The organism is Cryobacterium sp. SO2 (genome assembly GCF_026151165.2).
Taxonomy (GTDB): Bacteria; Actinomycetota; Actinomycetes; order Actinomycetales; family Microbacteriaceae; genus Cryobacterium.
In genome coordinates this window covers 3,420,181-3,430,835 of sequence record NZ_CP117849.1, presented here as the reverse complement: position 1 = coordinate 3,430,835, position 10,655 = coordinate 3,420,181, and the positions used below count along the sequence as shown (strand labels likewise).

General features: G+C 66.3%; 11 protein-coding genes. 6 read left to right on the top strand and 5 right to left on the bottom strand.

Annotated features, from left to right (window positions below):
- Positions 1–7 precede the first annotated feature (7 nt).
- The 5 genes from BJQ94_RS16190 (at position 8) to BJQ94_RS16170 (ending at position 5,302) form a co-directional block, all read left to right on the top strand.
- Complete coding sequence (locus BJQ94_RS16190) at positions 8–577, top strand: MBL fold metallo-hydrolase (RefSeq protein ID WP_265397873.1); 570 nt, start codon at positions 8–10, stop codon at positions 575–577.
- A 12-nt stretch (positions 578–589) separates the two neighbouring features.
- Complete coding sequence (locus BJQ94_RS16185) at positions 590–1,702, top strand: tocopherol cyclase family protein (RefSeq protein ID WP_265397874.1); 1,113 nt, start codon at positions 590–592, stop codon at positions 1,700–1,702.
- Positions 1,703–1,854: 152 nt separating this feature from the next.
- Complete coding sequence (locus BJQ94_RS16180) at positions 1,855–3,513, top strand: mannitol dehydrogenase family protein (RefSeq protein WP_265397875.1); 1,659 nt, start codon at positions 1,855–1,857, stop codon at positions 3,511–3,513.
- A 5-nt stretch (positions 3,514–3,518) separates the two neighbouring features.
- Complete coding sequence (gene uxuA, locus BJQ94_RS16175) at positions 3,519–4,607, top strand: mannonate dehydratase (protein ID WP_265397876.1); 1,089 nt, start codon at positions 3,519–3,521, stop codon at positions 4,605–4,607.
- The gene (locus BJQ94_RS16170; RefSeq protein ID WP_265397877.1) at positions 4,607–5,302 is read left to right on the top strand and encodes a GntR family transcriptional regulator; all 696 of its coding nucleotides are present in this window, start codon (positions 4,607–4,609) and stop codon (positions 5,300–5,302) included. Before uxuA ends, BJQ94_RS16170 begins: the two co-directional genes overlap by 1 nt.
- 34 nt (positions 5,303–5,336) lie before the next feature.
- On the opposite strand, the gene BJQ94_RS16165 is transcribed toward BJQ94_RS16170, so the two are convergent.
- Positions 5,337–5,546 carry a sigma factor-like helix-turn-helix DNA-binding protein gene (locus BJQ94_RS16165; RefSeq protein WP_265397878.1) on the bottom strand — a complete coding sequence of 70 codons (210 nt, stop codon included), beginning with the start codon at positions 5,544–5,546 and terminating at the stop codon, positions 5,337–5,339.
- 317 nt (positions 5,547–5,863) lie between these two features.
- Here BJQ94_RS16165 and BJQ94_RS16160 point away from each other — a divergent pair, with 317 nt between their 5' ends.
- Positions 5,864–6,292 (top strand): RbsD/FucU domain-containing protein, encoded by a 429-nt coding sequence (locus BJQ94_RS16160; RefSeq protein WP_265397879.1) that lies wholly within the window; start codon positions 5,864–5,866, stop codon positions 6,290–6,292.
- A gap of 55 nt (positions 6,293–6,347) precedes the next feature.
- Here BJQ94_RS16160 and BJQ94_RS16155 read toward each other — a convergent pair whose 3' ends face one another.
- From BJQ94_RS16155 to BJQ94_RS16140, 4 genes are all read right to left on the bottom strand, one after another.
- On the bottom strand, positions 6,348–7,391 hold the full coding sequence (locus BJQ94_RS16155; protein ID WP_265397880.1) for an NAD(P)-dependent alcohol dehydrogenase: 1,044 nt from the start codon (positions 7,389–7,391) through the stop codon (positions 6,348–6,350).
- Positions 7,392–7,510: 119 nt separating this feature from the next.
- Entirely contained in the window at positions 7,511–8,497 is a 987-nt protein-coding gene (locus BJQ94_RS16150; protein ID WP_265397881.1) for a sugar-binding transcriptional regulator, read from the bottom strand.
- Between the two features lie 28 nt (positions 8,498–8,525).
- Positions 8,526–9,509 (bottom strand): TIM barrel protein, encoded by a 984-nt coding sequence (locus BJQ94_RS16145; RefSeq protein ID WP_265397882.1) that lies wholly within the window; start codon positions 9,507–9,509, stop codon positions 8,526–8,528.
- 112 nt (positions 9,510–9,621) lie between these two features.
- A complete protein-coding gene (locus BJQ94_RS16140; protein WP_265397883.1) occupies positions 9,622–10,605 on the bottom strand; it encodes a D-ribose ABC transporter substrate-binding protein in 984 nt (327 codons plus the stop codon).
- Positions 10,606–10,655 lie beyond the last annotated feature (50 nt).

Below are 10,655 nucleotides of genomic sequence, written 5' to 3'. Positions count from 1 at the left end.
TCGAGCCATGACCGAATCAGGCTGGCTCGAGGTGGGGCGTGGCGTCTTCCAGCGGCGCTACGACCCGCTCGACGTCTCCGTGGTCGTGGCGGCCGGGCCCACCGGTCTCACGGTCATCGACACGCGCAACAATCCGGCCGAGGGCGACGAGCTCATCCGAGACGTCGCCCTCCGGTTCGGGCTCCCGATCGTGGCGGTGGTGAACACCCACGCCCACTACGACCACACCTTCGGCAACCAGTCCTTCGCCGCCCTGCCGTCGGCCGTGGTCTACGGCCACCACCTGATTCCCCGGCACTTCGCCGAGTACGGAGCTCCCCGGCTCGCCGCCCAACAGGCCGACCCGACCCGTGAGCCCGAGTCCGACCTCATCGTGCCCGGCCACGGGTCGGTGGTGGACCGGGACTTCGTGCAGCGGCAGGCAGGATCCCTGCAGAAGGTGGCCGACGCCATCCGTTCGTGCCGGGCGCACGGCACCGCGTTCGAGGACCTCCCGCCGGACCACGAGCTCTTCACACTCTGGCCGCCGGCCATGCTCGAATCGGCGTTTGCGCGGGGCTTCGCCCAGTTGGGCTGAGAGACTGGCCCGGTGAACCGCTCTGATCTCGAACGCAACCACTACATGCTCACCGGGCGACTCGGCCGTCGAGGATACGACTGGTGGTGGCATTCGTTCACCGGGCACCACGCCGTGACCGGTGAGGCGCGGGCGTTCTTCGTTGAGTACTTCGTGATCAACCCGGCGGTATCACCCGCCGTCGTCGCATTCGGCCAGCCCCCGGTGGGGCAGATCCCGTCCTATGTGATGCTCAAGGCGGGCTCCTGGGGTGCCGGCTCCCTCAAGAAGCAGCTGCACGCCTTCCACCCGGTAGCGAACGCGACGATCGCCACGGATCGGCTCGAACTCAGCGTGGGCACGGCCCGGCTGACCGAGACCCACATAACCGGTGAGGTAAGCCACAGCCAGGAGGAGGTGGCTCAGCATCCGGAATACATGAGCGACAGCGGACGGATGCGCTGGGACCTCGAGATCGACAAGAAGCTGGCGCTGAACGTGGGATACGGCGCATCGGCGTTCTTCCGCAGGCTCAACGCCTTCACGATGTTCTGGCACGCCGAGGGGATGAAGACCCTCTACCGGGGCACGGTCACGATCGACGGTGAGGAGTACCGGGTGACGCCGGAGACCTCTTTCGGCTACGCGGACAAGAACTGGGGAACCGACTTTACCAACCCGTGGGTCTGGCTGGCCAGCAGCAACCTGACCCGCCGGTCGACCGGCGAGCTGCTTGCGGATTCCGCGATCGACATCGGCGGCGGTACTCCGGAGGTGTTCGGCGTGCCGATCGGCGGCAAGCTCATCGTGGGGTTCCACCACGAGGGCGTCGACTATGACTTCAACTTCTCGCGCTTCTGGACCCGCAGCAAGACGGCGTACCGGTGCACGGAGACGGAGACCGAGATCGTGTGGCACGTCACGGCGGAGAACCCGAGCCATGCCCTGACGGTGGACGTGCGCTGCGCCAAGGAGGAGATGTTGCTGGTGAACTACGAGGCGCCGGACGGGGGCAAACGCCACACCAAACTGTGGAACGGCGGCACGGGGACCGGCCGGATCCGCCTCTACGAGAAGCGCGGCGCCCGGACTCTCGTCGACGACCTCGACATGCGCAACATCGGCTGCGAGTACGGAGCTTACTGACCGCGGGCCGGGTCACGGGTGTCGACTGGCTCGACCAGCGCGGGGATGCGATCCGCGGGTAGCCAAGTGAACTGGGTTACTAGTATGGTAGTAAACATGTCGCATCGATCCAGATCGGACCGCTCTCGACGCAGAAGGTTGTGTGCACTCCCATGCTGTACCTCAACGATCAAAGCCTGACCGATCTGGATGCGTTCGCCGCAGCGGGAATCGCCGTTCCGGCCTTCGACCGCGTGGCCGTGGCCGCACGAACCACGGAGAGTCCCACCTGGGTCCACTTCGGAGCCGGCAACCTGTTCCGCTGCTTCCACGCGTCGTTGCAACAGGACCTGCTCACTGCCGGGCTGGCCGACACCGGAATCGTCGTCGTCGACACCTGGGACGACGAGGTCATCGAGACGATCTTCCGCGACCGGGACAATCTCTCGCTCAAGGTCGTGATGAAGGCCAACGGCGACATCGAGCGGGAACTGATCGCCAGCGTCACCGAGAGCCACTACCTCGCTGCAGAGAACCCGGAAGCCGGGCAACGCGTGCGGGCCATCTTCGCCAACCCGTCGCTGCAGCTGGTGACAGTCACGATCACGGAAAAGGGCTACAACCTTAAGAATCCCGACGGCGAGCTCTCCGCACTGGTGCTGCGCGACATCGCCGACGGCCCGGCCCACGCACGCCATGCCATGTCCCACCTCGCAGCCCTGCTGCTGGAGCGGTACGAGCACGGCGGCCAGCCGATCGCGATGGTCAGCACCGACAACTTCTCCCACAACGGCGACACGCTGGCCGCTGCGATCCTCCTGATCGCGTCGCGCTGGCGCACCGGCGGTTTCGTCGACGACGACTTCATCGTGTACCTGCGCGATCGCAGCCGGGTCTCCTTTCCGTGGAGCATGATCGACCGGATCACCCCGAGCCCCTCCGCAGCCGTCGCCAGCGAACTCGAGGCGGCCGGTTTCGGTGACACCGGCATCCACACGACCGTCAAGCACACGACCACGGCGCCTTTCGTCAACACGGAAGAGGTGCACTACCTGGTCATCGAGGACGACTTCCCCAACGGCCGGCCGCCGCTGGAGAAGGCCGGGGTGTATTTCACCGACCGGGACACCGTCAACCGGGTCGAACGGATGAAGGTCTGCACCTGCCTCAACCCGCTGCACACGGCCATGGCCGTGTACGGATGCCTGCTCGGCTACACCGCCATCTCCGACGAGACAGCCGATGCCGAGATCATCGGTCTTGTGCACCAGATCGGCTATGTCGAGGGACTGCCCGTGGTGACGAACCCCGGGATCATCGATCCGCGCACGTTCCTCGACCAGGTCGTGCAGGAACGCCTGCCCAACCCACGTATCCCCGACACCCCGCAGCGCATCGCCGCCGACACTTCGCAGAAGGTGGGCATCCGCTTCGGCGAGACCATCAAGCAGTACCAGCTGGAGAATCGCACCGGTGAACTCCGCTTCATTCCGCTCGCCCTCGCCGGCTGGCTGCGGTACATCCTCGGTGTTGACGACCGCGGCGAGCGGTTCGACCTCAGCCCCGACCCGATGACTGACTACCTGCAGGCCGCGATGGCCGGCATCACCCTCGGTGACCCGGCGAGCATCGGCGAGAAGCTGCGGCCGATCCTGGCCAACCAGGGCATCTTCGGCGTGGATCTCTACGCGGCCGGTCTGGGCCTCGCGGTCGAAGGCTACGTCGCCGAACTTCTCGCCGGCCCCGGGGCCGTACGCAACACCCTGCGCCGGCACCTGGCCGACGCTCCCCAGATCACCAGTACCTCCACCTCAAACTCGAAGGTCGCATAATGCAAATGACATTCCGCTGGTTCGGCGAAGACGACGACAAGGTCACCCTCGCCCAGGTCCGCCAGATCCCCGGTGTAAAGGGCATCGTGGGCGCGCTGTACGACATCCCGGTGGGCGAGGTTTGGCCGATCGACAAGATCGCCCGGCTGAAGGACCAGGTTGAGGCGGCCGGCATGACGCTCGAGGTGATCGAGAGCGTCAACATCCATGACGACATCAAGATCGGCCTGCCGAGCCGTGACCGGTACATCGAAAATTACCAGCAGACGATCCGCAACCTCGCCGGCTTCGGCATCAAGGTGATCTGCTACAACTTCATGCCGATCTTCGACTGGGTGCGCACCGAACTGGCCCGGGAGCTGCCCGACGGCTCGACCACCATGGCCTACGACCAGTCCATTGTTGACGGCATCGACCCGGTCAGCATGGCCAAATCGGTGGCGGGGGACTCCAACGGCTATGTGATGCCCGGCTGGGAGCCCGAGCGGATGGCGCAGCTGACCGACCTGTTCGAGAAGTACCGGGGCGTCGACGAGCAGAAGCTCTCCGACAACCTGCGCTACTTCCTCGAGCGCATCATCCCGGTGTGCCAGGAGAACGACGTGAAGATGGCGTTGCACCCGGACGACCCGCCCCGCAGCATCTTCGGCCTGCCCCGCATCGTGACGAACTTCGCCGACCTCAAGAACGTCATCGAGATGGTCGACAGCCCGTACAACGCACTGACGCTCTGCACGGGCAGCCTCGGCGAGAACCCGGAGAACGACGTTCCGGCCCTGATCCGTTACTTCGCCGGCCGCGACCGGGTGCCATTCGCCCACGTCCGCAACATCAAGCACCTCGGCGACGGCAACTTCGAGGAGTCCGCGCACCTCTCCGAGATGGGGTCCCTCGATCTGTACGAGATCATGAAGGCCTTCCATGATGTGGGCTTCGACGGCTATGTGCGCCCCGACCACGGCCGGATGATCTGGGGCGAGACGGGCCGGCCCGGCTACGGGCTCTTCGACCGTGCGCTCGGCATCACCTACCTGAACGGACTGTGGGAGGCCATCGACAAGGGCTCCCGGGCAATCGTTCATAATGAAGGGTGATGAACAACACGCGAGCCTACCGGCCGACCCCCGCGGCAGCGCGCCGTAATTCCCGCACGCTCGCGTTGGAGACGATCCGGGAGAAGATCATCACCCTGGAGATCCTGCCGGGAACCCGGCTGTCGGAGAACGAACTCGCCGAGCAGCTCGGGCTCTCGCGCACGCCGATCCGGGAGAGCCTGATCCTGCTCGCCGAGGAACAGCTGGTCTACGTGGTGCCGCAGGTCGGCACCGTGGTGGCCCCGATCCTGCTGGCCGAGATCGAGACCGCGCAGTTCGTGCGGGAGTCTCTTGAGCTCGCAGCTCTCACCGAGTCGCTCACGCGGGCGGCGCCGCAGGATCTGGCGAACCTCACTGCCATCGTGGATGCTCAGCGCATTGCCGACAGCCGGCGGTCGCTATCTGGATTCTTCACGTTGGACGAGGAGTTCCACGCGACCCTGATGGCGGTCAGCGGTCATGGTTCGGCCTGGCGCACGGTGGCCCAGGCCAAATCGCACCTTGACCGGGCACGGCACCTCTCCCTGTCTTTCACGGGGATGACGCCGCTCATCGAGGAGCATCAGCTCATCGTCGACGGGCTGGCCGCCGGAAACGGGGAGGCGGCGCTGGGTGCGCTCCGCGGCCACCTGCGGCGCGTGTTCGACGACGTCGCGGCCGTCAGAGCGACGTCGCCGGAGCTCTTCACCACCTGATTCGGCAGCGGGAGCCGGGCGGGCCCTGGGCAGGTCAGGCGGCGACGCTGAGGGCTTCACGCAGGTGCGTGAGGCCCTCGCTGAGGCGATCGTCGGCCACGTCGACGCTCACGCCGAGCAGGTCGGCGACCTGGTTGTTGCTGAAACCCGCGTAGTAGGCGAGGTGGATGGCCTGGCGGTGCTCCGGCGACAGGGTGTCGATGGCTTCCGTGGCGTTGTCGAGGTTGATGGTGGGAGTAAACATGTGAAGCAAACTTTTCGTTGATACGTGGGAAGGCGGCGCGCAGCATTGCGTGCGCCGGAATTCGGCAGCGTGGATGTCCGAACGGAGATAACCGAACGGGAGCCCCGACCGAGTGGATACCCGATCGAGCGGTGTGCGGCTCCGGCCATGGATTGGGGCAGCGGAGGGGTCAGATCGTGATAAGGATCGACGCGCAACTTCGAACACTAACACATTCGCCGGTTGCCCGTCACCAGTCCCGCGGTTCACAGCGGATGCATTTCCATTCAGCAGTGGATGCTCTTGCGGGTCGTGTGCGCTGCTGACAGGCTGGGCACATGCTCATCGGAATTGATCCGCTGCTCAGCGGCGACCTGCTCAAGATGCTCGACGAGATGGGCCACGGGGACGAACTCCTCCTGGTGGACCGCAACTATCCGGCCGCGTCGTCCGGGCGGCCGGTCATCCGGCTCGGCCCGGTGAACGTGACCGACGCGGCGACCGCCATCCTGAGCGTCTTCCCGCTCGACACGTTCGTCGAGCGCCCGGTGGAACGGATGGAGGTCGACGACAACCCGGCCATCGTGGGCGACTCGCAGGCCGAGGTGCTCGAGGTGGCCAGGGCCGGGTGGCCCGAACTGGAGTTCGGTGTTGTTCCACGGCTCGACTTCTACCGACGCGCGCAGACCGTCTACGGGGTCGTGCACACCCTCGATGCCCGCCCATACGGCTGTTTCATCCTGCGCAAGGGCGTGGTCAACGACTGACCCCGACCGGCCCGCGTGACGCGGGCCGGCCGGGGTCGGTGATCTGGCCGGAGGGTCAGGCCAGGGTGGCGGCGTCGATCACGAAGCGGTAGCGCACATCCGAGGCCAGGACGCGCTCGTAGGCCTCGTTGATGTACTCGGCCGACACGAGTTCGGTCTCGGGGGCGATGCCGTGCTCGGCGCAGAAGTCGAGCATCTCCTGGGTCTCCCGGATGCTGCCGATTCCGGAGCCGGCGAAGGAACGGCGGTTGCCGAACAGGCTGAAGACCTGCACAGGCAGGGGCTCGGCGGGGGCGCCGACGCTCACGAGGGTGCCGTCGAGGCGCAGCAGTGAGAGGTAGGCGTTGATGTCGATCAACGCGCTGACCGAGTTGATGATGAGGTCGAAGGTGTTGGCGAGCTTCTCGAACGTGGCGGGGTCGCTGGTGGCGTAGTAGTGGTCGGCGCCGAAGCGGCGGCCGTCCTCTTCCTTGCTCAGACTCTGGGAGAGCACGGTGACCTCGGCGCCCATGGCGTGGGCGATCTTCACGGCCATGTGGCCGAGGCCGCCCATGCCGACGACGGCGACCTTCGTGCCGGGCCCGGCCTTCCAGTGGGCGAGCGGCGAATAGGTGGTGATGCCGGCGCAGAGCAGTGGGGCGGCGGCCTCGAACGGGATGCTCTCGGGCACCTTCAGCACGAAGTCCTCCACCACGACGATGTGCGTCGAGTAGCCGCCTTGGGTGATGGTGCCGTCCAGGTCGACGGCGGCGTAGGTGCCGGTGTTGCCCTTGAGGCAATACTGTTCTTCGCCGGCGAGGCAGTTCTCGCACTCGCGGCAGGAGTTGACCATGCAGCCGACTCCGACCCGATCGCCGACCTTGTGCAGGCTGACGGCGGAGCCGACCTCGGAGACGACACCGACGATCTCGTGGCCGACGACCTGCGGATACTGGATCGGACCCCACTCGCCGCGTACGGTGTGGATGTCCGAGTGGCAGATGCCGGAGTACTTGATGTCGATCAGCACATCGGTGGGGCCGAGGTCTCGGCGCTGGATGGTGGTCTTGACGAGGGGCTCGGTGGCAGAGGGCGCCGCGTAAGCGTTGATGGTGAGCATAGTTCTCCCGGGATCTTGGATGGGTTGACCAATCCAAGCATGCGGCGGCGCTGCCCAGAGCGACGAAACGTGTACAGACAGGGCACCCTTGGTGCGGAATATCGGGCGGTGTCGCGGAATCAGTCCGCGCGGACCAGGTACTCGGCGGTGGCCACATCCGTGATCAGCACGTCGACCCAACCGCCTTCAGCGGCGGCGCGGATGGCCTCGTGCTTGCGGGTGCCGCCCGCGATGCCCACCTTGCGGGGCACCTGGCGCAGGTCGTCGACGCTGATGCCGAGCACCCTGTCGTTCAAGGACGATTCCACGAGCGCCCCGTGGGCGTCGAAGAAGCGCAGGCACACGTCGCCGACGGCGCCGCTCGTGCGCAGCAGTTCCATCTCGCCCTGGGAGACGACGTTGCCGGAGTCCTTGAGTAGCGGGGACGGCTGCAGGCTGCCGATGCCGACGAGCAGCACCGTGAGGGTGCTCCAGGCGGCGGCGACCTGGCCGATGTATTCGTCCTGCAGCAGCGCCTGGCGCAGCTCGGCACTGGCCACGACGCCCGGCGCGGCGACGAAGCGTGGCGACGCACCCGTGATGCGCGCGAGACGGTCGGTGAGGTGCGTGGCCTGCACCTGCACGGTTGGGTTGCCGACGCCGCCGATCACCTGCACGACGGACTCGGCCGAGCGCACGGTGCGCGGCATCATCGCGTCGACGGTGGCGAGCAGGGTGGACGACCAGGACGAGATGCCGATCCGGTCCTGCCCGGTCAGTGAGGTCTCCAGGTAGGCCGCCCCGGCGCCGCCGAGGGCGCGCAGGATGGCGTTGTCGTCGTCCCCGAGCTGGTCGGCGACCACGACGTCGCTCAGGCCGTACCGGTCGCGCACCCGGTCCTCGAGGTCGGGGTGCACGCCGGGTGGCGGCACCACGATGGTGCGCACCACCCCGAGGTTGACCGCTTCCTTGAGAAAACGGGAGACCCTCGACTGCGAGATGTTCAACCGTTCGGCGATCTCCGGTTGGCGCAGGCCCTGCTCGTGGTACATCCGGGCGATCTTGGTGAGCAGGCCGAGCCGGTCGGCGGGCAACCGGCTCGACGCTGCTGAGGATTCGCTGGGCATACCGGTCAGTTTATCCAGTGCGACTTGTCTAGTAGGACGTGAACAGGGCCTGCTGCGCGAGCCGCAGGGCACCCATAGCGTCATGGTTCGCCTGGGCTTCCTGCATGGCCGTGAAGTCCAGCTTGCCGAGTCCGCGCTGCACGGTCTTGAGGAAGTCGATGGCCATGTTCGCGGCATCGACGCTGTCCTCCCGGAACGGGAACTGGTCGAGCTGCCAGACACCGTGCCAGTTGTTCTTCTCCAGCGTGTAGAAGAATTCGAACAGTTCGATCGGGTGCACGGTGCCGGCGACGAGGTCGTCGTCCCACTGCCGGAAGTTGTCGTTCACGTCCATGCCGAACAGCCGGTTGTAGTCGATGGCGAGCTGGGCGGAGTCCGCCGGTGATTCGCCGCCGAACAGGGCGTGGCCGAAGTCGAGCAGGATGCCCACGTTCGGCAGGCCGATCTTCTCGATGCCGAGCAGGGTACGGGGCATGGAGTCGAAGCTCATGTGCACGCGGGGCTCGCGGGGCTTGTATTCGATGACGAACTTCACATCGGGGTTCTCGCTGGCGAGGCGGCCGACCCCGTCCAGGGACGCCTTCCAGAGCGCGCCGTGATCGACCTGGAACGGGTAGTCCCAGCCGTCCTGGCCCGGCCAGAGCTTGACGTAGTCGGCCCCGAAGTGCCGCACGACGCCGACGGACTCGGTGATCAGGTCGTGGGCGAGTTCGCGCACGCCCGGGTCGGGGTTGGTGAACGAGCCCTTCATGAAGTCCTTGGTGTAGATCTCCGGAGTGATGCCGATCACGCTGAGCTTGTTGCGCTCCAGCGCCTCGCCGACCTGGGCGTTGCTGATGTCGCCGCCGAAGAACGGGTAGTTGAGGTCGACCACGGAGAGGTCGCGCACCTTCCCCGCGAGGTCGATCGCGTCGAGGATGGTGCGCGGGTCGCCGTAGCCGTCGGTGGCGTAACGGTCGACGTAGGTTGCGAAGTGCCAGATTCCGGCGCCGTAGACCTGTTCGTGGGACATGACTTCTGCTTTCCATTTCATCGTGGTGGTACTCGGTATGGTGCGGTCGTGCGGAGTGCCGGGCCGGATGCGGTGGGGCCGCGTCCGACCCGGCGGGGTGTGACGGTGCGGTCTATTCGACAGCGAAGAGCGTGTAGCTCGGTGCGTTGGCGGCGTTGATCACGATGCAGTCGATGGACTGCTTCTCGTCTTCGCCCGTCTCGCCGGTGGTGATGAACGCGTCGGCCTGCTGAACGGCCAGCTGCGAGATCAGTACGGCGGGCTGCAGGCCGGTGGCCACCAGCTTGCCGTCCGTGATCGCCTGCACGGCATCCGGGCTGCCGTCGAAGCCGACGATCTTGATGGTGTCGAGCAGACCGGCAGCCTCGACCGCGGCGACGGCGCCGAGCGCCATGGTGTCATTTCCGGCGATGATGCCCTGGATGTCCGGATCGCGCTGCAGGAGGGTCTCCACCTTGGTGAAGGCTTCGTCCTGGCTCCAGTTGGCGGTCTCCTTGGCGGACTGCACGAGGTTCGGGTACTGCGAGATGACGCTGGCGTACGCCTCGGAGCGAACACCGGCATTGGTGTCGGACTCCTTGCCGGTCAGCTCGATGTACTTGCCGCCGTCCGGCAGCGCGGCCACGAACTCCTCGGCCACCGCGGCGGCGCCCTGGGCGTTGTTGGCCACGATCTGGGCGCTGGCGATGCCCGTCTCGTTGATCTCCCGGTCGATGAGGAACACCGGCACGCCGGCATCCACCGCCTTCTGGATCGGGCCGATGGATGCGTCGGCGCCGGCGTTGTCGAGGATGATCGCCTTGGCGCCGCCGTTGATGGCCGCGTCGATGAGCTCGCTCTGCTTGTTCGGGTCGTCGTCGTGTGACGACACCGAGGTTTCGTAGCCGAGGCTTTCGGCTTCGGCCTTGGCTGCGTCCGCTTCGGCCTTGAAGAACGGGTTTTCCTGGGCGGGGGTGATGATGGCGATCAGTCCACCGGCGGTGTCGGCTGTTGCGCCGCCTGCGGCCGGGGCGTCGGTCGACGCTCCGTTGGAGCAGCCGACGAGCGCAATGGCGGTGAACGCGGCTGCGGCCGCGAGGATTACTTTCTTTCGCATGTGTTCGCTACCTCTCTGGGTTTCTCTTGGTGCGTTCTCGGCGTCAGTGC

What these genes read in the sequence shown, in the direction of transcription:
- BJQ94_RS16180 (WP_265397875.1), top strand. Translation starts at nt 1,855, where the DNA reads ATGCTGTACCTCAACGATCAAAGCCTGACCGATCTGGATGCGTTCGCC.
- BJQ94_RS16165 (WP_265397878.1), bottom strand. Translation starts at nt 5,546, where the DNA reads ATGTTTACTCCCACCATCAACCTCGACAACGCCACGGAAGCCATCGAC.
- BJQ94_RS16145 (WP_265397882.1), bottom strand. Translation starts at nt 9,509, where the DNA reads ATGTCCCACGAACAGGTCTACGGCGCCGGAATCTGGCACTTCGCAACC.
- BJQ94_RS16140 (WP_265397883.1), bottom strand. Translation starts at nt 10,605, where the DNA reads ATGCGAAAGAAAGTAATCCTCGCGGCCGCAGCCGCGTTCACCGCCATT.
- BJQ94_RS16160 (WP_265397879.1), top strand. Translation starts at nt 5,864, where the DNA reads ATGCTCATCGGAATTGATCCGCTGCTCAGCGGCGACCTGCTCAAGATG.
- uxuA (WP_265397876.1), top strand. Translation starts at nt 3,519, where the DNA reads ATGACATTCCGCTGGTTCGGCGAAGACGACGACAAGGTCACCCTCGCC.
- BJQ94_RS16190 (WP_265397873.1), top strand. Translation starts at nt 8, where the DNA reads ATGACCGAATCAGGCTGGCTCGAGGTGGGGCGTGGCGTCTTCCAGCGG.
- BJQ94_RS16150 (WP_265397881.1), bottom strand. Translation starts at nt 8,497, where the DNA reads ATGCCCAGCGAATCCTCAGCAGCGTCGAGCCGGTTGCCCGCCGACCGG.
- BJQ94_RS16155 (WP_265397880.1), bottom strand. Translation starts at nt 7,391, where the DNA reads ATGCTCACCATCAACGCTTACGCGGCGCCCTCTGCCACCGAGCCCCTC.
- BJQ94_RS16170 (WP_265397877.1), top strand. Translation starts at nt 4,607, where the DNA reads ATGAACAACACGCGAGCCTACCGGCCGACCCCCGCGGCAGCGCGCCGT.